General features: G+C 42.2%; 21 protein-coding genes. 17 read left to right on the forward strand and 4 right to left on the reverse strand.

The window, feature by feature from the left end:
• Nucleotides 1-9: 9 nt before the first annotated feature.
• The 3 genes from J6600_RS01900 to J6600_RS01910 are packed head-to-tail and all read left to right on the forward strand — an operon-like array spanning nt 10 to nt 3271.
• Nucleotides 10-759, forward strand: a complete 750-nt coding sequence (locus J6600_RS01900) for an amino acid ABC transporter ATP-binding protein (protein WP_003156349.1) — start codon at nt 10-12, stop codon at nt 757-759.
• Nucleotides 760-776: 17 nt separating this feature from the next.
• Nucleotides 777-1928, forward strand: a complete 1152-nt coding sequence (locus tag J6600_RS01905; RefSeq protein WP_209387878.1) for a M20 peptidase aminoacylase family protein — start codon at nt 777-779, stop codon at nt 1926-1928.
• Nucleotides 1925-3271 carry an MmgE/PrpD family protein gene (locus tag J6600_RS01910; protein WP_209387879.1) on the forward strand — a complete coding sequence of 449 codons (1347 nt, stop codon included), beginning with the start codon at nt 1925-1927 and terminating at the stop codon, nt 3269-3271. Before J6600_RS01905 ends, J6600_RS01910 begins: the two co-directional genes overlap by 4 nt.
• A 103-nt stretch (nt 3272-3374) precedes the next feature.
• On the opposite strand, the gene J6600_RS01915 is transcribed toward J6600_RS01910, so the two are convergent.
• Complete coding sequence (locus tag J6600_RS01915) at nt 3375-4058, reverse strand: ABC transporter ATP-binding protein (RefSeq protein ID WP_022552585.1); 684 nt, start codon at nt 4056-4058, stop codon at nt 3375-3377.
• Between the two features lie 14 nt (nt 4059-4072).
• The gene (locus tag J6600_RS01920) at nt 4073-5506 is read right to left on the reverse strand and encodes an ABC transporter permease (RefSeq protein WP_209387880.1); all 1434 of its coding nucleotides are present in this window, start codon (nt 5504-5506) and stop codon (nt 4073-4075) included.
• 212 nt (nt 5507-5718) lie between these two features.
• On the opposite strand from J6600_RS01920, the gene yclJ reads away from it, so the two are divergent.
• The 4 genes from yclJ to phrC all read left to right on the forward strand — a co-directional run bounded on the left by yclJ (nt 5719) and on the right by phrC (nt 9226).
• Nucleotides 5719-6402: a two-component system response regulator YclJ gene (gene yclJ / locus J6600_RS01925; RefSeq protein ID WP_014416901.1), complete on the forward strand. Its 684-nt coding sequence runs from the start codon at nt 5719-5721 to the stop codon at nt 6400-6402.
• Entirely contained in the window at nt 6389-7816 is a 1428-nt protein-coding gene (yclK, locus tag J6600_RS01930) for a two-component system sensor histidine kinase YclK (RefSeq protein ID WP_088056326.1), read from the forward strand. Before yclJ ends, yclK begins: the two co-directional genes overlap by 14 nt.
• 158 nt (nt 7817-7974) lie before the next feature.
• Nucleotides 7975-9123, forward strand: a complete 1149-nt coding sequence (locus tag J6600_RS01935) for a Rap family tetratricopeptide repeat protein (RefSeq protein WP_014304340.1) — start codon at nt 7975-7977, stop codon at nt 9121-9123.
• Nucleotides 9107-9226 (forward strand): phosphatase RapC inhibitor PhrC, encoded by a 120-nt coding sequence (gene phrC, locus J6600_RS01940; protein ID WP_003156334.1) that lies wholly within the window; start codon nt 9107-9109, stop codon nt 9224-9226. Before J6600_RS01935 ends, phrC begins: the two co-directional genes overlap by 17 nt.
• Nucleotides 9227-9376: 150 nt before the next feature.
• Here phrC and J6600_RS01945 read toward each other — a convergent pair whose 3' ends face one another.
• The gene (locus J6600_RS01945) at nt 9377-9487 is read right to left on the reverse strand and encodes a YjcZ family sporulation protein (RefSeq protein WP_369878517.1); all 111 of its coding nucleotides are present in this window, start codon (nt 9485-9487) and stop codon (nt 9377-9379) included.
• Nucleotides 9488-9566: 79 nt separating this feature from the next.
• Nucleotides 9567-10931 (reverse strand): aspartate kinase, encoded by a 1365-nt coding sequence (locus J6600_RS01950; protein ID WP_110085395.1) that lies wholly within the window; start codon nt 10929-10931, stop codon nt 9567-9569.
• A 413-nt stretch (nt 10932-11344) separates the two neighbouring features.
• Between J6600_RS01950 and J6600_RS01955 the strand changes: the two genes are divergently transcribed.
• From J6600_RS01955 to asnB, 10 genes are all read left to right on the forward strand, one after another.
• Nucleotides 11345-12298, forward strand: a complete 954-nt coding sequence (locus J6600_RS01955) for an ABC transporter permease (RefSeq protein ID WP_015239156.1) — start codon at nt 11345-11347, stop codon at nt 12296-12298.
• Nucleotides 12288-13235, forward strand: coding sequence for an iron chelate uptake ABC transporter family permease subunit (locus tag J6600_RS01960; RefSeq protein ID WP_014416905.1), 948 nt, complete (start codon nt 12288-12290; stop codon nt 13233-13235). The genes J6600_RS01955 and J6600_RS01960 overlap by 11 nt, the downstream gene beginning before the upstream one ends.
• Nucleotides 13229-13987, forward strand: coding sequence for an iron ABC transporter ATP-binding protein (locus tag J6600_RS01965; protein WP_063636991.1), 759 nt, complete (start codon nt 13229-13231; stop codon nt 13985-13987). The genes J6600_RS01960 and J6600_RS01965 overlap by 7 nt, the downstream gene beginning before the upstream one ends.
• A 21-nt stretch (nt 13988-14008) precedes the next feature.
• Nucleotides 14009-14953: a siderophore ABC transporter substrate-binding protein gene (locus J6600_RS01970; protein WP_012116805.1), complete on the forward strand. Its 945-nt coding sequence runs from the start codon at nt 14009-14011 to the stop codon at nt 14951-14953.
• A 1352-nt stretch (nt 14954-16305) separates the two neighbouring features.
• A complete protein-coding gene (locus tag J6600_RS01975) occupies nt 16306-17157 on the forward strand; it encodes a multinuclear nonheme iron-dependent oxidase (RefSeq protein ID WP_209387881.1) in 852 nt (283 codons plus the stop codon).
• Nucleotides 17157-17954 carry a hypothetical protein gene (locus tag J6600_RS01980; protein WP_209387882.1) on the forward strand — a complete coding sequence of 266 codons (798 nt, stop codon included), beginning with the start codon at nt 17157-17159 and terminating at the stop codon, nt 17952-17954. The genes J6600_RS01975 and J6600_RS01980 overlap by 1 nt, the downstream gene beginning before the upstream one ends.
• Nucleotides 17955-18209: 255 nt before the next feature.
• Entirely contained in the window at nt 18210-20006 is a 1797-nt protein-coding gene (locus J6600_RS01985; RefSeq protein WP_209387883.1) for a M3 family oligoendopeptidase, read from the forward strand.
• Between the two features lie 48 nt (nt 20007-20054).
• Nucleotides 20055-21308 (forward strand): MFS transporter, encoded by a 1254-nt coding sequence (locus J6600_RS01990; RefSeq protein ID WP_209387884.1) that lies wholly within the window; start codon nt 20055-20057, stop codon nt 21306-21308.
• 31 nt (nt 21309-21339) lie between these two features.
• The gene (locus J6600_RS01995; RefSeq protein ID WP_209387885.1) at nt 21340-22020 is read left to right on the forward strand and encodes a class I SAM-dependent methyltransferase; all 681 of its coding nucleotides are present in this window, start codon (nt 21340-21342) and stop codon (nt 22018-22020) included.
• A 38-nt stretch (nt 22021-22058) separates the two neighbouring features.
• The gene (gene asnB / locus J6600_RS02000; RefSeq protein WP_209387886.1) at nt 22059-23816 is read left to right on the forward strand and encodes an asparagine synthase (glutamine-hydrolyzing); all 1758 of its coding nucleotides are present in this window, start codon (nt 22059-22061) and stop codon (nt 23814-23816) included.
• Nucleotides 23817-23820: the final 4 nt, after the last annotated feature.

Genomic DNA, 23820 nt, shown 5'->3' on the forward strand with positions numbered 1-23820 from the left:
AGGCTCAGGATGATACAAGTCAGACATATTCGAAAAGCATTTAAAGACCTTACCGTACTTGACGGGATCGATCTTGAGATCAAAAGCGGCGAAGTCACGGCCATCATCGGCCCGTCAGGCTCGGGAAAATCAACGCTCCTCCGCTGTTTGAATCTGCTGGAGCGCCCGGATGACGGCATCATTGAAATCGGTGATGCAAAACTGAATGCAGCGTCCTATTCGCGCAAAGACGTTCATAAGCTTCGCCAGCAGACGGCGATGGTGTTTCAGAATTACAACCTGTTCAAAAACAAAACCGCCCTGCAAAATGTGACAGAGGCGCTGATCACCGCGCAAAAGAAACCGAAAAAAGAAGCGGAACAGATCGGTATGGATCTGCTGCGGCAAGTCGGTTTAGAACACAAAGCGGACAGCTACCCGATTACGATGTCAGGCGGGCAGCAGCAGCGGATCGGGATTGCGCGCGCCTTGGCCGTTGATCCTCACGCGATTTTACTGGATGAACCGACTTCGGCCCTTGACCCTGAGCTTGTAGCCGGGGTGCTCCAAGTCATCAAATCAATTGCCGAAAAACAGACAACCATGATCATTGTCACGCATGAGATGGCTTTTGCTCGTGAAGTGGCCGACAAAGTTATTTTTATGGCAGACGGACGCATCATCGAACAGGGAACGCCGGAAGAGCTGTTTGACAATCCGCAGAACGAACGGACGAAAAAATTCATTAAGCAAGTGGGAGAGCCTGCCGAACTTGTCTAAGAAGGGAAGAAGAAGAAATGGCAAATGAAACGTATGAATCATTAAACAAACGTTTAATCAATATTCGCCGCGATCTTCATGAACACCCTGAGCTGTCAGGCGAGGAATATGAAACGACGAATAAAATCCGCCGCTGGCTGGAGGAAGAAGGAATCGCGGTTCTTGATGTGCCGAAACTTCAAACCGGAGTGATCGCTGAAATCAAAGGAGACAAAAGCGGCCCCGTCATCGCCGTCAGAGCGGACATCGACGCATTGCCGATCGAAGAGAAAACAAACCTTCCGTTTGCTTCGCGAAACAGCGGCGTGATGCACGCCTGCGGCCATGATTTCCATACGGCATCTATCCTCGGCACGGCTTTTTTATTAAATGAGAGAAAGCATGAGCTGAAAGGAACGGTGCGGTTTATTTTTCAGCCCGCGGAAGAAATCGCCGCCGGAGCAAGACAGGTCATTGAAGCCGGCGCGCTTGACGGTGTATCGGCGATATTCGGCATGCATAACAAACCTGACCTCCCCGTCGGCACGGTCGGTCTGAAAGAAGGCCCGCTGATGGCGAGTGTCGACCGCTTTGAAATCACCGTTAAAGGAAAAGGCGGCCACGCCGGAATCCCCGACAACAGCATTGATCCGATTCAGGCGGCAGGGCAGATCATCGGCGGCCTGCAATCAGTTGTCAGCAGAAATATCAGCTCGCTTCACAATGCCGTCGTCAGCATCACAAGAGTTCAGGGCGGCAGCTCTTGGAATGTCATCCCGGACCATGTTGAAATGGAAGGCACCGTCCGGACGTTTCAAAAGGAAGCGCGTGACGCTGTTCCGAAACATATGAAGCGGGTTGCCGAAGGAATCGCGGCCGGGTTCGGGGCAGAAGCCGAATTCCGCTGGTATCCTTACCTTCCGTCAGTGATGAACGACGCCCGTTTCATACAGGCGGCGGAGCAAACGGCTGAAGATCTCGGGCTTCAAACCGTTCGGGCAGAACAGTCGCCCGGCGGCGAAGACTTCGCGTTATATCAAGAAAAAATCCCCGGCTTCTTCGTCTGGATGGGAACAAACGGAACGGAAGAATGGCACCATCCCGCCTTCACACTCGACGAAAAAGCGCTCCCGGCAGCGGCTGAGTTTTTCGCCCGGCTTGCCGTCAATGTATTGGAGCAAACGGAATGAATACGGAAAATCTGACGGCCGGGCTTGCTCAGGCCGTCATGTCGTCTGTGCCGGAAACATCCGCTGAAGCGATGAAAGAAGCGCGCAAAGGACTGCTTGATTTTACAGCGGCAGCCTTTGCGGGGAGACGGGATAAAGGAGTTGAAAAGCTGGTAAAACTGGCCGAAGAAGAAGGCGGGGTGCCGATAGCGCCGCTTATCGGCAGAAATCAAAAAACCACGCCGTCCCAATCCGCGCTCATTAACGGCTTCATCGCACATGCGCTTGATTTTGACGATGTTCATTCTGATGTAAGAGGACATCCGAGCGCAGTCATCCTTCCGGCTTTGATTGCAGCCGCATCAGCCGGCCGTATAGACAAAAGCCGTTTTCTCGGTGCTTATGTGACGGGAATCGAAGTGATGGCGCGGCTCGGTGAGTCAGCTGGAAGGCATCATTACGAGAAAGGCTGGCACAATACAGGAACGTTAGGTGCCATTGCGGCCGCATGCGCCGTCGGATTCGCGGAGAATCTGAATCAAACCCAATTGCAGAAAGCAATCGGGTTTGCGGCTGCCCGCTCCGGAGGCATGAGAGTGCAATTCGGGACAGAAATGAAGCCGCTCCACGCCGGACTGGCCGCTCAAGCCGGGTTGTTCGCCGTAAAGCTTGCAAAGGCCGGTTTCGGCGGCTCAGTTCATGCGCTCGACGGGGAGAAAGGTTTTTTCGGACTGTACGGCGATCTTGAACGGGCAGAAACCCTGCTTGTAAACGGGTGGGGAAAACCTTGGCGGATTGTGAGCCCGGGACTTTGGTTTAAGGTTTATCCGTTTTGCTCGGCGGCTCATCATGCGGCGGACGCCATTCTCAAGCTGAAGGCCGAACATAGTCTCACTTTCGGCCAAACGGAACGGATCGACGTGATTTATCCGCCGGGCGGTGACGCCGCATTGACAGAACGGCGTCCGAAAACAGGCGAAGCGGGAAGATTCAGCGTGGAATATGTGATCACCTTAGCTTTGCACGGTAAGGATTTTTCAGTTGAACATTTCACATCCGAGCCGATTCCGGAATCCTTTCAAAAAGGATTTGAGCGGATTCACCGTAGCTGCGATGACCAAATTCAGCCGGCTGAAAACGCCGTTCCGAAGGGCCGTTTTACAATTGTACGGGTTACGGCTTCCGGCGGTCATGTCTATGAAACACGTATCGACTGTCCGAAGGGAGCGCCGGGAAACGGCCTTTCTGAAAAAGACATTGAAGACAAACTCCGGCTCGCTTTGCCGCGGGAAGAGGAAAAGGCGGAAGAATTGATCAAAGCAGCCGGACAATCAAATATTGACCGTTATTTACAGCTGATATAAATAAAAAGAGCGGGGGGATGCAGCCCTCGCTCTTTTTACGTTCACTTCTATTGAATAGGGGGATATAGGGTGCGCCCCTGTCTGCGCTGGCAGGGGCGCGGTATCAGGAAACGGCCGTGCCGTTTTCTTTTACCGTGAAACCTCCTCTTGATAAGCGGATGTTGATATCCGAAACTTTGGCAATTTGTTCGTCGTGCGTAACCATGATGACGCATTTGCCGTCTTTATGCGCCAAGTCCTGAAAGAGCCGGACGATTTCCTTTGACGTATCCTCGTCGAGATTTCCCGTCGGCTCGTCCGCGCAAATCAAATCCGTGTCACAGCAGAAAGCCCGCGCAATTGAAACGCGCTGCTGCTGTCCGCCGCTTAATGTCAGCACCCGCTGACGGGCCTGCTGTTCGGTGAAGCCGACTTTTTTCAGCATGCTGAGCGCGAACGCATCTTTGTTGTTCTCCTTAGAGCCGGTGATCTCCATCGCCGTTGTGACATTCTGGAGCGCCGTCATATACGGGATCAGATGATAAGATTGAAAGACGATAGAGACATATTGATTTCTGAATTTGGTTAATCCGATTTTGGAGATGTCTTCTCCGTTATAAAGGATGCTTCCCTCTTTAGGTGTGTCAAGGCCGCCCGCCAGAGACAGAAACGTTGTTTTTCCCGTTCCGGAGGCGCCGACAATTGTATAAAACTTCCCTTTTTCAAAGCTGATCGTTATATCCTGAAACAGCGGCTGTGATTTGTCTTGGTACCAGTAGCCGGTCTGTTGAAAGGTTAATAGGCTCATTATGCTGCCTCCTCTTATTCCTGCTTGGTCAGGATCGTTTTAGGGTGAAGCCGCATGACTGATACAGACGGCAGTAATGTGGCAATGACGGCAATTGCGACGCCGATCCCGCTAAGAATCAGAAGGTCATTCAGCGAGACGTTTACCTGCATTGTACTGATGACATCCGCGCCGGATGAATGCTGACCGAACATGCCGCCTCCCCGCAGCATTTCTCCTCCGCCCCAGCCGCTTGTTTGCTGCGAATCACCGGCTGAGCTGACCTGCTGGGAAAGAAGCTGATTTCCGAGCTGATTCGCCACAAGGCTGCCCGTGACGGATGCGATCCCGATGGCGATAACCGCGACAACCAGAATTTCCGTTAAGAATTGTCCGATGAGCTTCCAGCGCTTTTCGCCGATCGCCATCAAGACACCCATTTCATACTTACGTTCCCTGATCGACATCATCACGATCAACCCAAGAATGACCGCGCCCGCGATGGATACAAGGTATACCACGTTTTTAGAAAATGACGCGACATTTTCAATCGGGCCGACCATTTGCTGATACACCTGATCATTTGTCGTCAGCGCGTAGGTTTTATCATCTATAGATGTTTTTTTCGCAGCCGCAACGAATGAGTCAATATATTTGGCATCATCCATATAATAAACGGCTGAGCTGATTTTGTTTTTGTTATCAGACCCTTTTAACGCCGCCGCGGCGGTGTAAGGCGTATAGATTTTATTGTCAGGATTTAAGAATGAAAAATGCTGTGCCTGATCGTCTCCTGATGATGTTGTTTTATAGATTCCCACAATTTTAAGCTTCGTTTTCACAGAATCATCCGCTGCTGAGGAAACGGTAATGGAGCCGCCGACCTTCAGCTTGTTTTGATCTGCCAGCGTTTCATTAATCACGGCGACTTTTGCGTCCGCATCTGTTTTTGTGATGGCGCGTCCGTCAGTGATTTTTGAGCTCCCGTCCGTGAAATCATCAAGCAATGCCGTAGAGAGCACGCCTTCGATCGAGATATCCGCTGAAATCATCTGTCTTCCGCCGCCTTGAAAACGGCCGGCGCCGGAACTGTTATCGGCTGATTCGCCTGAGCTTTTTATCGCATCAAAGCTTTCTGCATTTGCTGACGCTGTCGTGAGGAAGTTGTAATTTTTAACATGCTGTAAAGATGTAAGCTTCTTGGCATCTGAGACGGAAATCGGTGTTGATTCAAACGTCCTCTTTTCACCGTCTTTTTGCTGCTGCGCCATTTGCTTTTGGCGGTCAGCCTGGAGTGTGACGCTCCCGCCGAGCTGCTGCCTTGCCAGTTCGCTTGATTTCTTTGCCGCTGACTGGATCGCAAGACCGGACAGGACAAAAATGCAAATCACTGAAAACACAACCAGCTGCAAAAATGTTTTTCCCTTTTTAGCCTTCATGCTCCAAAAGGCTCTTTTTATAAAGTTCATGTCTGTTCCTCCGTATGGATGTCAGATCTTGTAAAACCGGCCTCCTTTAGCACCGGCCATCCGATATGTATATAGTAGGAGAAATGTATGAAAAAAATATGAACAAACTATTTCCGGGTGATGAAATAAAAACTAACATTTGTGAAACCCGAAAACATCCGGGTAAAATGGTGCTATTATAAGAAAAAGCGTCAAGATAAGCGGAGGAACAAATGAAGATATTAATGATAGAAGATAATATAAGCGTATGCACCATGACGGAAATGTTCTTTTTTAAAGAAGGATTTGAAGCCGAATTTGTCCATGACGGAGTGGAAGGCTATCAGCGGTTCACGGAAGAGGACTGGGATTTGGTCATTCTGGACATTATGCTCCCATCCATGGACGGAGTGACGATCTGCCGGAAAATAAGAGAGACGAGCAGTGTGCCGATTATTATGCTGACCGCAAAGGACACGGAGTCTGATCAGGTGATCGGGTTTGAAATGGGGGCCGACGACTATGTCACCAAGCCGTTCAGCCCGCTGACACTAGTAGCGCGGATTAAAGCGGTGATCAGAAGATACCGGGCGACGGGGCAGGCCGTAAAAAGCGACGACTTGATCGAAACGGCGTGTTTTTCAATCAATAAGAAGACGCGGGAAGTGTTTCTGCACGGAAAACCTGTCGAGAATCTGACGCCGAAGGAATTCGATCTGCTCTTTTATCTCGCACAAAACCCGCGCCAGGTCTTTTCGAGAGAGCAGCTGCTTGAGCAGGTGTGGGGCTATCAATTTTACGGCGATGAACGTACGGTTGATGTTCATATTAAACGGCTGCGCAAAAAACTGTCCAGTGACGAAAAACCGTTTTTATACACGGTGTGGGGGGTAGGATACAAATTTGATGAGGATTAAATACTTATATCAGCTGCTGTTAAGCCATGTCAGCATTTTGATTTTGGCCTTTTTCATCATCATTTCCCTGTTTTCGCACTTTGTGAAAGATTTTGCGTATCAAAATAAAGTGGATGAGCTGTCTTCTTACGCGCAGCAGATCACAAGTGAGCTGAACGGCCGCGATCTTGATCTGCGCCGCCTGTATCCGTATCAGGACATGTTAAAAACGCGCGAGACCAGGTTTATTATTTTTGATGAACATCAGCAGCCTTACTTTTTTCCTGACGATATGCCGCCGCGCGAGAAGCTGAAAAGTAAAGAGTGGCACATGCTGAAGCAAGGGAAAACCGTTCAGATCAGAGCGGAAATGAACCGTTTTAATACGGAAGGCTTGGAAGTATCGCTTGTCGCAAAACCGCTTTTTATCAACGATCAATTTAAAGGCGCGGTGCTGCTCGTGTCTCCCGTCAGAGGGGTCGAGCAGATGATCAGCCAGGTCAACCGCTATATGATTTACGCGATCATCAGCACCCTTATCATCACGATTCTGCTGAGCTGGCTTTTATCTAAATTTCACGTCAAGCGGATTCAGACATTGCGGGATGCGACCGGAAAAGTGGCATCCGGTGATTACGATATTTCGCTCAAGAACAGCGGCGGCGATGAAATCGGCATGCTGGCGTCCGATTTCAACATCATGGCCAAAAATCTGAAGCAATCGAGAGAGCAGATTGACCGCCTCGAAAAACGGAGGCGCCAATTTATCGCCGATGTCTCCCATGAGCTGAGAACGCCTTTGACGACCATTAACGGACTTGTGGAGGGGCTTAACAGCAACACCATCCCGGAAAAAGATAAAGAGAAATGCTTCTCGCTGATCAGCGAAGAAACGAAGCGGATGCTCAGGCTCGTGAAAGAAAACCTGGATTATGAAAAAATCAGATCCCAGCAAATCAAACTGGACAAGCTCAGCCTGCCGCTCATCGAGGTGTTTGAAATTATTAAAGAGCATCTCAATCAGCAGGCGGAGGAAAAACAAAATCAGCTGCGTATTCAAGTGGAGGACGGCGTCAAAGTGTTCGCCGATTATGACAGGCTGATCCAGATTCTCGTCAACATCACGAAAAACAGTATTCAATTTACGCAAAAGGGAGACATCACGCTGCGCGGGTATGAAGGCTATAAAGAAACGGTGATTGAAATCGAAGACACCGGGATCGGTATCTCCAAAGAAGAAATTGAGCATATATGGGAGCGGTTTTATAAGGCGGACGTGTCCCGGAGGAATACGGCATACGGCGAATACGGACTCGGCCTGTCCATCGTCAGGCAGCTCGTCGAAATGCACAAGGGTACGATAGATATTGACAGCGAAAAAGGAAAAGGCACGACCTTTACAATCCGCCTTCCGCTGAATACGAAAAATGAATAATCTTGAAACCGGCGGTCCCGTCTGGCCGCCGTCTGTTTTAACTCCACTCGGAAAATTGCGCTCTGCCGAAACAAAGTTTGCGTGTTTTTCGGGATGGAAAGAGACGGAAACGTGATAAAATAACTGGTAAACAGGTCTTGGATGGGGAGGGTGAAGGAATGAAGAGCGGGTTAATTCCTTCTTCAGCAGTCGGGCAGAAAATTAACGAGTGGTATCGATACATCAGAACATTCAGCGTGCCGGATGCGGAGATCTTGAAAGCCGAGATCAAACAAGAGCTTGACCGTATGGAGCCTGATTCAAACTTAGTGCTTTATTATTCCCTCATGGAATTTCGCCATCAGCTGATGCTGGACTACTTGGAGCCGCTGGAAAAACTGAAGATAGAAGACCAGCCGACCCTGTCGGAAATTCTTGATAACATTGATAACAGCCAGGCCGGCCTCAAAGGGCTTCTCGATTATTATGTCAACTTTTTCAAAGGCATGTTTGAATTTGATAAAAGAGAATTTATCTCAGCGATTACATATTATAAACAAGCTGAGAAAAAACTGGCCTTCGTATCGGACCACGTGGAACGGGCGGAGTTTTATTTTAAAGTGGCCGAAGCTTATTATCATATGAAACAAACGTATTTTTCTTTGATACATATAAAAAACGCTTATGAAATTTACGTAGAGCAGGACACATATAACGTCCGGATCATTCAATGCCATTTTGTATTCGGCGTCAATTTAATGGATGAAAGGCGCTTTGAACAGGCGGCCAAACATTTTCAGCACGCTCTGCAAATGGCCGAAAAAGAACAAAAAGCGCAGCTTGTCGGGAGGGCGCTGTATAACCTCGGACTGTGCTACTACAATCAGGACCGCATCGGTGAAGCGATTCCGTACTTTGAACGGGCGGTCGATACATTTGAATCACAAAGAATCGTCAATTCTCTTCCTCAAGCATATTTTCTAATCACACTCATTTACTTTAAACTCGGAAAAAAAGAAAAAGCGTCGGAATATCACAAGCGGGGATATGAATATGCTAAAGAAACAGACGATCCCGTTTACACGGTAAAATTCGAATGGCTGCAGGCTCTGTATCAGGCGAAACCGGATGAGGAAACAATCAGCGCGTGTTTCCGTTACCTGGAAGATAAAAATTTATACGCCGATATAGAGGATTTAGCACTAGAAGCAGCTAAATATTACTATGAACAAAATTGCTTTAAAATTTCTTCTGACTATTTTCTGAAAGTCGAAGAGGCAAGGAAACAAATACAAAGGAGTGAGGGTTTGTATGAAATTGAAATCTAAATGGTTTGTTATTTGTTTAGCAGCCGCCGCGATTTTTACAGTGACAGGTGCAGGCCAGACAGATCAGGCTGAATTCCATGTAGCTGAAAGAGGAATGACGTGAGAAGAAAATAACCTGAACAAAGGAAAAGACTGCCTGGGAATATTCCCGGCAGTCTTTTTTTTTGCGCGGCCGGGCTCGGACAGCGGCGGAAAACAAAAGAAAACGCCGCAGGTCAAAACCCGCAGCGTCCTCATATAGACGGAGTGATGCTTAGAAACCGCCAACGAAGGCAGTACCAACAATAATCAACAGGATAAATAAAACAACGATCAAAGCGAAAGAGCTGACTCCTGAATATCCTGACATGAGCTTCACCTCCATATTGTCTATACCATACAATATGTAAAAGAAGCTGCTTTGTAAGGGATATTAGTGGACAAGAGAAAAAAGAGGCGGTGTCCTATGAGAGTAAGACTCCGGCGAAAAATTCGTCATACAGCGCCCGCACCGCGTGTTTTTCCTGTTCTTCTTTCACTCCGAACATCATGCTGACTTCCGAGGACCCTTGATTGATCATCTCGATGTTGACGCCGGCTTCCGACAGTGCTTTGGATGCCCTGGCGGTTGTGCCGACATTATGGCGCATCGCTTCCCCGACGACCATAATCAGCGCCAGATTGTGCCTGACTGTGACTTCATCTGCTTGAAGTTCCTGCTTCAGACGGGTGACGAGCCTGTGTTCCAGTTCTGAGTCCATCTGATTGTGCCGAAGGATGATCGTGATGTCGTCAATGCCGGATGGAACGTGTTCATACGTCAACCCTTCTTCCTCCAAAATGTGAAGGGCTTTGCGGCCGAAACCGATTTCCCGGTTCATTAAATATTTGCTTATGTAAATGCTGCAAAAGCCCGTGTCGCTTGCGATGCCGATGACTGGCCCGTTCGTATTGTCACGGCTGCTGACGACGCGTGTTCCTTTCGCATCCGGATTATTCGTATTCTTAATCTGAACGGGGATGCCGGCCCGAAATGCGGGAATCAGCGCTTCATCATGAAAAACGGAAAATCCGGCATAGGAGAGCTCACGCATTTCCCGATACGTCAGTTCGTTAATTTCTTTCGGATGCCGCACGATTGACGGGTTGACGGAATAGACGGCGTCCACATCAGTAAAGTTTTCGTACAGATCGGCTTTTAAGCCGTTAGCGAGAATGGAGCCGGTAATATCAGAACCGCTCCGGGAAAACGTTACAATCTCATGCTCCTTCGTGTAACCGAAAAATCCCGGAAAAATGATCAAGCCTTCCCGGTTTCTCAGGCGGTACAAATGATCATAAGACTCAGGGAGCACCTGCGCGCTTCCGGGTTCATTCGTCACAAACAGCCCCGCTTCTTTCGGACTGACGTATTCCGCTTTCACGCCCCGGCGCCGGAAGTAGGCTGCGATCAGCTTCGCGTTGTTGTCCTCGCCGCTCGCCTTCACCGCATCCATATATTGTTCGGGATTGGTTTTACAGCTGTTTAAGAGAGCGAATAGGTCACTGCGGATTCTTTCTATAATAGAGAAATCCAGGTTCAGCTCACGCGCGATGGCGGCGTACCGCTCAATGACCGTTTCGGCAAGCCCGGGTGCTGCACCTTTTTGTAAATAATGCTCCGCACAGCGGATTAACAGATCCGTCACCTTTGTATCGTCCGAGAAGCGTTTTCCCGGTGCCGATACGACGACGGCTTTCCGCGCGGGATCAGCCGTCACGATTTGAAACACTTTCTCAAGCTGGGCTCCTGACGCAAGAGAGCTGCCTCCGAATTTTACAACTTTCATGATTTACATCCCCTAATATTTAAATTTTCTCACAAATTTAATTTTTATTATCTCTCTTTCAAACATGTAAATCAAGGATTTTTTCTACGTGGGGAGAACATTTGTATTTTCATGGAGGAATTTTGCCGCTGTTTGTCAGATTTGTTTCCCTCAAGCGTGTCATCATGTGCAAAAAATGATAAGCAGCCAAATGAAGGTTATAGAAAATCCTGCAAATTCTTGATAGACTGATTGTAAGACAATTTAGTGTACGGCCCGCGGATGACCGCTTTTGAAAGCAAAACTGTATTGACTGCGCTTGGAAAGATGATAAGATTATAATTGTCGTTGATAATGATAATCATTACGAGTGGGATATATGGGAGTTGTTTGGCAATCAGTCATACCGTTTGTGATGGGTGCAGGGAGGCAGCATGAAGCTACGTTACTTACTTTTGCTACTGGCGGTTTTGGCGTGTACTTCTATATTTATCGGTGTAGAAGATTTGTCGCCGCTGGATATTTTTCATTTAAATAAAGAACAGGCAGGTACATTGTTTGACAGCCGGCTGCCGCGTTTGGTGAGCATTATCATCGCCGGCATGAGCCTGAGCATCTGCGGATTAATCATGCAACAGATCAGCCGGAATAAATTTGTATCGCCGACGACTGCGGGAACGATGGACTGGGCAAGGCTCGGAATTTTGATTTCATTAATGCTTTTTACGTCAGCGAGTCCGCTGGTGAAAATGTCTATCGCTTTCGTTTTCGCGTTGGCAGGAAATTTCCTTTTCATGAAAATCCTCGAGAGAATCAAATTCAATGATGCGATTTTTATTCCTCTCGTCGGTTTAATGCTTGGGAACATCGTCAGCTCAATCGCCACGTTTATCGCATATAAATACGATCTGATCCAAAACCTGTCATCTTGGCTGCAGGGAGATTTTTCACTGGTCGTCAAAGGCCGGTATGAGCTTTTATATCTGAGTATCCCGCTGGTGATCATCGCTTATGTGTATGCGGATAAATTTACGGTGGCGGGAATGGGAGAGAGCTTTTCCGTCAATCTCGGCCTGAAATACAAACGCGTCGTCAATATCGGTCTGATTATCGTGTCGCTCATCGCTTCACTGGTGATCCTGACCGTCGGGATGCTGCCGTTTCTCGGTTTGATCATTCCCAATATGGTGTCGATTTACAAAGGGGACAACCTGAGGAGCAGCCTGCCCCACACCGCTCTGCTGGGCGCTGTTTTTGTGCTGTTTTGCGACATTTTGGGAAGGGTGATCATCTTCCCGTACGAAATTTCCATCGGCCTGATGGTCGGTGTTATCGGCAGCGGCATCTTCCTGTATATGCTGTTAAGGAGAAAAGCATATGAGTCATAATAAAAAAATTACGCTGCTGGCGGCGCTCGCCATGATATGTATCGGATTCTTCCTGTTCTACGGACTGGGCAATTGGGAATACTCCCTGCCGAGACGATGCTTCAAAGTGCTTGCCATGATGCTTACCGGAGGAGCGATCGCGTTTTCAACGGTCATCTTCCAGACGATTACAAATAACCGCATACTGACACCGGGCATTTTAGGCCTCGATTCCCTGTATATGCTCATTCAGACTGTCATCGTGTTCCTGTTCGGTTCAATGAATATCGTCATGATGAACAAAAATCTTAATTTCGTCATCTCCGTCGGGCTGATGGTGCTCTTGTCACTCGTTTTGTATCAGCTCATGTTTAAAGGCGAGGGGCGGAACGTGTTTTTCCTTCTGCTTGTCGGCGTCGTGTTCGGCACGCTGTTCAACAGTCTGTCATCCTTTATGCAGATGCTGATTGATCCGAATGAGTTCCAGGTTGTTCAGGACAAAATGTTTGCCAGCTTTAACAATATCAACACCGATCTTTTATGGTTTGCCGGTGCTGTCTTTCTTCTGACGGGCATTTATGTCTGGCGGTTCACGCGGTTTTTTGACGTGCTGTCGCTCGGCAGGGAGCACGCCGTCAACCTGGGGATTGATTACGATAAGCTTGTGAAACAGATGCTCATTGTCGTCGCCATTCTTGTGTCTGTCTCTACGGCTCTTGTGGGGCCGATTATGTTTTTAGGACTGCTTGTCGTCAATCTGGCGAGAGAGTTTTTAAAAACCTACAGGCACACGTATTTAATCGCGGGTTCTGTCCTGATCAGCATCGTCGCGCTCGTCGGGGGCCAGTTCGTCGTGGAGAAAGTGTTCACGTTTTCCACGACGCTGAGCGTCATCATTAATTTTGCCGGCGGGATTTATTTTATCTATCTGCTGTTAAAGGAGAATAAATCATGGTAGAGGTCAAAAATGTAAGCAAACAATACGGAGGGAAAGTCGTCCTTGAGAAAACGTCTCTATCCATTCAAAAGGGCAGGCTCACCTCATTTATCGGTCCGAACGGCGCGGGAAAAAGCACGCTGCTGTCTATCATGAGCCGGCTGATTAAGACGGATTCCGGGGAAATCACGGTCGACGGGCAAGAGATCGGGGCCTGCAAAAGCAACGATCTGGCGAAAAAAATCAGCATCTTGAAGCAGACGAACCAAATCAATATCAGACTGACAATTAAAGACCTGGTCAGCTTCGGCAGATTTCCGTATTCCCAAGGGAAACTGACGGATGAAGATTGGGTGCATATCAACCAGGCCCTCAGTTATATGAAGCTGGATGAATTAAAGGATAAATACCTCGATCAGCTCAGCGGAGGCCAGTGCCAGAGGGCATTTATCGCGATGATCATCGCTCAGGATACGGACTATATTTTTCTCGACGAGCCGCTGAACAATTTAGATATGAAGCATTCCGTTGAAATGATGAAGCTGTTGAAGCGGCTTGTGGAAGACTTCGGAAAAACGGTCGTCGTAGTGATTCACGATATCAACTTCGCATCCGTATATTCAGACCATATCGTCGCTCTGAAAAACGGCCGGATCGTCAAAGAAGGGCCGGCGGAGGAGATCATTGAAACCTCCGTGCTTGAAGATATTTATGATATGACCATCCCGATTCAAGAGATTGACAGTCAGCGGATCGGTGTGTACTTTTCTTAAAAACCAGATGAGGTGAAAATCATGAAAAAATTCGCATTGCTATTCATTGCGCTAGTTACGATTTTTGTTGTTTCTGCATGCGGAAACGGGGACAAAACATCAGGCAAATCAAAAGAAACAATCACAATCAAAGATGACCTGAACAAAGAAGGAGTCAAAGTGCCGAAGAATCCGAAAAAAGTCGTCGTATTCAACTTCGGAATGCTGGACACGATGGATGAACTCGGTTTACAGGATCACGTGGCGGGACTTCCGAAACAAAACCTTCCAAAATACTTATCTTCATATAAAAGTGATAAATACGCCAATACCGGCGGTTTAAAAGAACCGGATTTTGAAAAAGTCGCGGATATTGATCCGGATTTAATCATTATCGCCCACAGACAATCTGATTCTTATAAAGAGTTCTCAAAAATCGCGCCGACGATTTATCTTGATGATGACTATACAAACTACGTTGACAGATTCAAGCACAACACCGAAGTGATCGGCAAAATCTTTAACAAAGAAAATGAAGTGAAAGATAAGCTTGCGAAAATTGACAAATCCATTGCCGATCTGAAGAAAAAGACAAGCAGCACGGATAAAAACGGGTTAGTGGTGATGGCGAACGACGGCAAAATCAGCGCGTTCGGATCTAAATCAAGATACGGCTTCATTCATGATGTGTTCGGCGTCAAACCGGCTGACAAAAACATTGAAGCCTCACTGCACGGACAAAGCATTTCCTATGAATATATCGCCAAAACAAACCCTGATTACATGTTTGTCGTTGACCGCGGAACAGCGATCGGCACAAAATCTTCAACAAAACAAGTGGTTGAGAATGATTATGTAAAATCGGTGAAAGCCGTGAAAAACAACCATGTTGTCTACCTTGATTCAGCTACATGGTATTTATCAGGAGGCGGCCTGGAATCCATGGCGCAAATGGTGAAAGAAGTAAAAGACGGAATCGAGAAGTAAATTAAATTATTATCTTTTTAAAAGGCTTGAGGCTGTCGGACTGCCCTGATCTGAGAGCATCTTTAAACAGCCAGCTGCCGACAGAAGATCGGCGACTGGCTGTTTTGTTGTAGAATTAATATTCAATAGTTACTCTGCAATGACTGTCGTAATGTTGAGATAGAATATTCAAACTTACTGATTTACTGGTTAATGAAATTATATAAAAGAATCAGTTAGAGGCTATTGGAAAATGCTAACTTCGACTGTTTTCTGATACTCTTGAGTTGGAATTTTTACATGTGTCAGGAATTAACCTTCCTACAGAATAGGCAGCGACCGTTAAAATAAGGAGTGGTGTCACAGTTAGTTCAATCTTTATGAAAAGAAACCTGTCTTGTTACAGTCCTAATCAGCAGGAATTTAAATAATATCGTAGGTATCTCATTCCTCTGTCTTTGTGAACACTACAAAAAGTCTTAATTAAGAGGCAACATTGAAACTCACGTGTTTAGCTCAATGTTCCTTTTTTTGGCTGCCTGTTTGTTGGTTTTTTCTGATAATCATGCTTAATCAAGAGATACCAAGATCCCGATACATGTTGTTGGCATCAATTCAGTTCCTCTTACTAATTCTGCGACTGTAGACGGTACTGTTCCCTCTCCCCATACTTCATACTTTTTTAGAACTTCAGTTTAACCTTTCCGAAGTTATTTCAGATTTCAGTTCCTTTGTTTGTAAATTATCCAAAACGTATACTAGCTTATCCATCTGATAAGAGTGGATAGGAGCCCACGGATGCTTAATTATTTCATCCGTGTTTTGAAATTTTCATGCTTGAATTTTAATTTGATTTTTAATCTTTTAACAGGCGTGCTGATCGGCCATTCTTGTTGAATTTCTTTAAAGCATCATTGATCATTCTAATTTCATGAAAAATGCTACCAAAATTGTTTTAAATTCTCCGTTTTCAACTAGACGGCATTTTATTTGAGGAAAGCTTCAGGTGCATAATAGAGAAGATTTTTCTTAGTTATGGAAAAAATAAATGTTATTAAAGGCTAAAGGAGAGAAAAGAGAAAGATCAGACTTTTTAAGTTCAAGAATAATTATTAATAGTCCTGTTAAAAGGATAAGACGAGACCTTCAGAAGAAAGCGTTAAATTAAACATAAAAGGTTTTTTTCTCTCATTAACTCTGCATATACAAAAAAATGTAGAATAATGTAGTTTTTTGTAAAAATATGAAAAAATTTGTAGTAATAAAAATGTTTAAAAGTGTTAAAATGTGTTATATAATCCAATTAAAGGGTTTTAATGGATTTTTAGATTTGTGAAATTTATTTACAGGAAGTATTGGGAGGCCTGTTTAGAATGAATTACCCGAATTTAGGAGTAGGTATGCTTGTCCATAATTCTGAAGTTTACATGGATTATCTTGAAAGATTGGGGGATGTATCCGAAGTCTATGAATTGTTACTTATTCAATACTTAAATGAACCAGATGAGTTAAACAAAATGGTTGATCGACTAGGGAAGCCTATTATTGCTCATACTACAAGGTTTTCTTTCGGAACAGATACACCTATGGATAGTAAGCTGTTAAATAGTATGAATGATATGATGCTCAGATGTAAAGCAAAATGGTGCGGGGATCACTTATGTTTTACAGGTGTTCCAGGCTTGGCAGCTGGTGGTTTACTTCCTCCTATTGGGAATGAGGAGTCTATTGATATCTTTGTTCGTAATATTCTTGAAGCTAAAAAGGTAATCAATACTCCGCTCCTGATTGAGAATGTTGTAGAGTATTTTCAGGCAGGAACAATAACACATGCGGAGATCCTGAAAGAAGTAGTTGAGAGGGCGGATATTGGAATAGTGCTCAGTATGGAGAATATCAGCAGTTCAAAAATGTATTCCGATTGTGATTATTACGAGTTTATTGACACTATTCCTTCTGACCGGATTGTTCAAATTCACTGTACCATAGGTAACAGTAAGCAACAAAAAGAGATGAAATCTGATATATTTGGCACGGTTTATGATAAACAGTTGATGCAGTATAAGGCTTTGGAGTATCTATCCAAAAAAAGCGGTGTACAACCAAAAGCGTTTATATGGGAGTTAGAAACTGAAACTGATTCTCATCCAGAAGTTGAAGAATTGCGTGAACGGATGAATTGGGCTAAATCATTGTTTTTCAAGAACAAAGAGGTGGTCTCGTAATGAGTACACTACAATTGCAAACCTTTCTAACTTGTTATATCAGGAATAATTCTTTACGGGAAAGAATGAAATCACAATCAACTGAGAATATTCTTTATGAATATGATCTATCAAAAGAAGAGTTAAAATTAATAGAGACCCTAGACTTTACTCAACTTAATCGGACTGCTGATCATTTGGAAGAGGAACGAAAAGGAAAGAGATGTGCTGATTTTTCGGAGTTTACTTCAGTCTTGCAGCAAGCAAATCTATTTGATTCATTCTTCAGCTCATTTACGCAGTCTTATACCGATGGGTTTCTCACATCAGAAATAGAGGCAGAACGCTTTTTAGAGCATGCTCATAAGTATATTAGTGATAATAGTTTACCCGATATTCTTGCAGATCTTGCCACATATTCATATCAAGTATTTAGAATATCTCAAGTTGAGATACAGGATGTATATAATAAAAATAAACTCAACTGGAATAAGCCTCTCTTTCTTAAACGACCATTTAGTAAAAAAACTTTTTCTTATAACTTAATGGAAATTATTAATAACGAAAATATTAAAAAAATAGAAGATATAGAAACTATTCAAAAAAAAGAGACAACATACTTATTTCAAAAAGATTACTCAAATTTGATTAGTTCAAATATTTTCGAAGTAGATGATTCTGTTTTCTTCAGACTAGTGGAGCAGAACTTAACTGGTTACGAAATTCTGAATAGGGCAAATTCCATTAATGAGAAGGGTAAATGGAGAGATTTAATTTCTGAGTTATATGATTTGGACATAGTCGGAACTACGGATTGAAAGTATTACTTGAAAGGGGGTGAAATCATGAAAAAAGTACAAGTGCGTAAAAATGACGGAAAAGTCGAAAAAAACAGCAATAATGGTAAGCAATAATCTGTAATAACAAAGAAATATGCGGGGGCTGTCCCCCGCATATTTTGTTTAGAATAACATTATGAAAAAAATAATGGTATATTTCAAGAGTTTTAAGTATTTTACTGCTTATTTTAGTAGTTAATCGTGGGCCACAAAGGTAAGTGAAAGGGTAGTGCTATGACTAATCAATTAAATAAGTATAGCTTAACATGGGATTTGGATGCTTTCTTCTTAGGAGGAAGCTTATCTGAGGATTTTAAAATCTATATGAATCATATTAAAACTGATATAAAGAAATTTGAACTTCTAGTAAGTTCTTCTGAACTAAAAGAAAGTAGAGATCTCACAATTTGGAGAAATATTCTTGATATCTGGCAAGATTTATCATGTCGTTTAGGAGAAGCAGAGGCTTATATTAGTTGTTTGATTGCTCAGGATATGAGAGATAAAGAAGCCCGAAATCTAAAAATGAATTTTTCAGTAATTGAATCAGCTTTCAATGCAGCACTAGAAAAGCTAGATCAATTATTTCTGGAAATGAAAAAGTCTGATTGGGAAAAAATGATGAATGATGATTATTTTAAGCAAGTTTCTTTTCCTTTGAAGGAGAGAAGAGAAAAAATAAAAGAGCTTTCATCTTTAGATAAAGAGAATCTAATCAAGGAACTGGCTATTGACGGCTATCATGCTTGGGGAGATTTGTATAGCAATATAATTAGTAAAATAACAATACCTTATACGATAAACGGAAGCAGCAAGCTTCTATCTGTTGGACAGGCAATGAATATATTAGACAGCTCTGATCGATCCATTCGCCAACAAATATTTCATTTATTAAATGATATTTGGGAGAGAGAGGAGGATCTTATAGGATCTATTCTAAATCATTTATGTGGATTCCGTCTTAATGTATATAATCAGCGGGGATGGTCAAATCCTGTTAAAGAATCATTGATTAATAATAGAATTTCTGAGGAAACCCTATTAACAATGTGGGATGTAATTAACAAAAATAAACAAGGTCTAATTCAATTTTTAGAACGCAAGGCGAAAATTATAGGAGTGGACAAGTTGGCTTGGTATGACGTATTTGCACCACTTGGTAAAACCAAAAGCCAAATGAGTTATGAAGATGCTGTAGACACCATAGTTAAAAAATTAGGGGAATTCGACATGGATTTATCAGTTTTTGCGGAAAAAGTGTTTCAAGAAAAATGGATAGAGGCTGAGGATCGTCCCGGAAAACGATCTGGAGCATTTTGTATATATTTTTCTGACAGTGCTCAATCACGTATTTTCACGACGTTTTCTGGTAGTTCATCGATTGTTAGTGTGCTTGCCCATGAAATAGGTCATGCATACCACCAATATACTATGCGTGACTTACCTAAATTGGTGCAAAACTGTGGATTATGCTTATCAGAAACAGCTTCAATGCTGACTGAACTTATTGTTACAGACTCCGCAATTTGTGAAACTGTGAGTAAGGAACAAAAAATCTTACTTTTAGAAGAAAAAATAAGGCAGGCAGTATCTTGCTTGCTTGGTATACAAGCTCGCTTTCTTTTTGAGACAAGACTTAATAACGAGCGGAAAAAAGGGATAGTCAGTGCAAAACGGCTCAAAGAGCTAACTGTTCAGGCACAGCAGGATGCCTTTAGTGATTGTCTCTCTGAATACCACCCTTGGCTGTGGGCTTCTAGACTTCATTATTATATTACAGAAGTGCCTTTTTATAATTACCCATATACATTTGGATATTTATTCAGTATTGGGATTTATAAGAGATATTCAGAGAATAAAATAAATTTTTCGAATCAATTTATTGAATTGTTGAAGAGTACAGGAAGTATGACTGCGGAAGAGTTGGCTCTAAAATATTTAGGCGTTGATCTAACAGGCACTGAGTTTTGGCAGGATGCAATCGAATTAATCAAGGATGATATCAATAACTTTCTAGAATTAACAGAATAGAAAAACAATGTAATAATTTCGAGGTTAACGTTAAAGGTGTGGTAATAAGTGGATGAAAAAGGCTTATTTAAAAAGAATTTAAATTTCCGATATATTTGGTTTGCGCAATCGGGCAGTACTTTAGGTGACTGGTTCAATCAGGTAGCTATCACACAAACAGTGCTAATGTTAACTAATTCTCCCGCAGCAGTAGGTATGTTATTGCTTTGTCGTTCTTTACCAGTTGTTTTTTTAGGACCTATTTTAAGTCCACTCGTTGACAAATGGCCAAAAAAAGTAATCATGATTGCTACGGATATTCTCAGAGCTTTGCTTGTTTTAAGTTTTATAGGGGCTATTGTCTATAATAACGTATATGTGTTATATATTAATTCATTTTTGTTTGGTGTAATTAGTGTCTTATTTAATCCGACAAAACAAGCGTTGTTGCCACTAATTGTTAACAGAAAGGATTTGCCAGAAGCAAATGCATTTATGTCTAGTACAGATGCAATAGTTAATATCATTGGGGCTGTTTTAGGTGGTATTGTATCCACTGTATTTAGTCCAATAACGTGTTTTCTGGTTAATTCCTTGTCATTTCTTTGGTCGGCTTATTACGTTTTTAAAATAAAATATCAAGAAAATAAGAAATCTGATATTCAAAATCAGCCCTATATACAACTTTTAAAAGAAGGATTATTGGAAAGCAACCAGAACATTTTGATCCGTTATGTAATCTTAATTGGATTAACATGGGGATTGGTTGGTGGAGGATATTATATTCTAATTCCTTTTTTAGGTAATAACATTTACCATTTAGGTGCTGTAGGTATAGGCGCTTTATATGCTATAGACGGACTGGGTATTTTGTTAGGTACTTATATTGTAAAGAAAATAATTAAAAATAATTTTAAACGTGCACTATTTTCTTTTGGAATATCTTACTCAGTTCAATCCATGCTGTTTGTGCTTTTAACACACTCCACAGTGTTCTACTTAGGAAGTCTATTTTTATTTTTAATGAGAGTATGTGGGGGGGTCATTATTCCTCTAAGTAATTATTTTGTGCAAATGGGGACAACCGATGAGATCAGGGGAAGGGTCTTTTCATTATATAATTCAACCTATATGGGTGTAATGCAAATTTCATACTTTATTAGTGGTTATGCTTATGAGAAATATAGTGTGCCTATTGTCGGAGCAATAGGAGGCATGGTATCCATGTTATGCGGATTAATATGGTTATTACAAGTAATGAAGGGGAAATTTGCAGGATACCGGGAAAATAATAGGACTAGCCAAAAATTTATTGATTATTAAATTAACTCGAACTAATTTAGGAGGGGTAAATTTGAAACCTGATTATGTTGATAATCTCGAGGAAATGGAAAAGTTCTTTGATGAAAAAGCGAAAGATTGGGATGAATACGCGAAACACGATCCTTATAATCATTATTTTAAAGCTATTTCTTCTCATGTAAGTGAAACAAAAGAAAAGATTAGAATATTAGAACTTGGTTGCGGTACCGGGTTAACATTACACTCCATTTTAGATAAAGCCCCAAATGCAATAATAACTTGTATTGATTTATCAGAGAATATGCTGGAGGTGCTGAGTAAAAAATTTACCGAGTATAGCTCACAAATTCAAATAAGACATGGATCGTTTTTTGAATTCCCATTTGGTAAAGAACAATTTAACTATATAATTTCTTCTCAAACATTTCACCACTTTACACCTAACACAAAAAAAGCATTATATGAAAAAATCTACTTATCTTTAGAAAGGGGCGGAAAGTATATTGAAGGGGACTTTTTAGTATCAATAGAAGAGGAGAAAGAGTCACTTAACGAGTACTATAAGTATGTAGCACCTCTTGAAGAAAAGGAAGAGGGAAAATATCATTTCAACATACCGTTAACCTTAGAGACTCAAAAGCAATTACTATCGGATTCCGGATTTAAATGGGAAAACGATATATATTATGAAGACGAAACTGAATTAGCTGTATATACGGGATTAAAGGAATAGTATAAATGTCATAGACATAAAATAAAGAGGTGAAATTTATGTGTGGGATTTTTGGTTTTTTAAATAACTTTCATGGTGATAAACAAGATCTAATAACAAAACAGCATAATCTTATTAAGCATCGAGGTCCGGACGATTTTAAATATTTTATGAATTCAATAATAACTATGGGGTCAGTACGCCTGAGTATAACAGATATTGATAATGGGTCGCAACCCTTTCAGGATGATATGAAACAGGTTACATGCTTTTATAATGGAGAGATCTATAATTATAAAGAGCTTAAGAATGAATTAGAGGAAAAGGGATATCGCTTTAATACGAATTGTGATGGTGAGGTAATTCCAAGTTTATATTTAGAGTATGGAGAGAAATTTTTTGAAAAGCTGGATGGTATGTATTCTATATGTTTATTTGATAAAAAAAGTGAAGTCTTATTATTAGCTGTAGACCCGTATAGTATTAAACCGATCTATTATTATACAGATGGAGAACACTTTGCTTTTTCTTCAGAAATAAAGGCATTATCCGCTCTCCCGTTTACAAAATTTGAAATAGATGAGAAATTGATTTTTCAATACCTTTTCTACAAGGCTATTTTTCCACCTGAAACGATTTTCAAAAATATCTTTAAATTAAGACCAGGAACCTTTTTGAAGGTTACAAATGGGGTTTTAAGAGAAAACGAATACCATAAAAGCAAGCTTGATAGTCCCTCTCAAGAATCGTTGGAAGAAGCATTGGATAAAGCTCTAAATAAATCAATAAATGAAATGATACCAGAAGAAGTCAGTTATGGTTGCTTGTTAAGCGGTGGCCTTGATTCAAGTATTATAGTTTCTTATTTACATAAAAATAGATATAGTAACTTTAATATTTATAGTATTGGGTATTCAGGCCAGTTAGAAGATGATGAGCGAAAGTTTGCACAGAATCTTACTAAAAAATTAGGATTAACTTTGAACGAAGTTATTCTAAAGCCAGAAGAAATTCCCCTTTTGTTAAATAAGGTTATTTACAGTTTAGAAGAACCAATACAAGATCCTATTACAATACCAACATATAAAGTTATAAAAGAAGCAAGCAAAAAAAATCGAGTACTGCTAACAGGAGACGGGTCAGACGAATTATTTGGAGGTTATTCACGGTATAAATCTATGCTAAAAAATGGATTAAGTGGATATCGTGATTCTATAGGTACTATGACTAAAAGTCAATTTATGAATTTTTTTAAATTAAATCATTGGTTTAATGATGGGTACTCAATATTAAAAAATGATACAAAGTTAGAAGATCTAATGGAATTGGAACAAGTGACCAGACTCCCAGCATATCATTTAGTCAGATTAGATAAACTATCTATGTCCCATAGTATTGAAGCGAGAGTTCCTTTTCTTAGAAATAATATCGCCAATTTGGCTAGACTATCTAGAAAGTTTAAAGATTTTATTACATTAGATAACGAAAAGATTTTTTTGAAAAATGCTGTTCGAAATACAGTTCCAAAAAATATTGTTTCAAGACGGAAAAAGCCTTTCACATTACCTATAAACATATGGATTAAAAATGAGCTTTTTGATTTTGTTGAGTCAATTTTATCTTCCGGTAATGCTTATCATTTATCCTTCTGTGATAAAAAGTCAACCGATCTTCTCTTAAAAGAGCATAGAGAAGGGCTAATAGATCATTCTCATATCATATGGAGCTTAGTAATATTAGAAAATTTTATTCAGTTTACAAAAGATTTGAATTTGAATAAAGCTGCTATTGAAAAAGGAACAATTCTTCTGAGGTGACATA

The sequence above is a fragment of the Bacillus sp. LJBV19 genome (assembly GCF_017797845.1).
Taxonomy (GTDB): Bacteria; Bacillota; Bacilli; order Bacillales; family Bacillaceae; genus Bacillus; species Bacillus velezensis.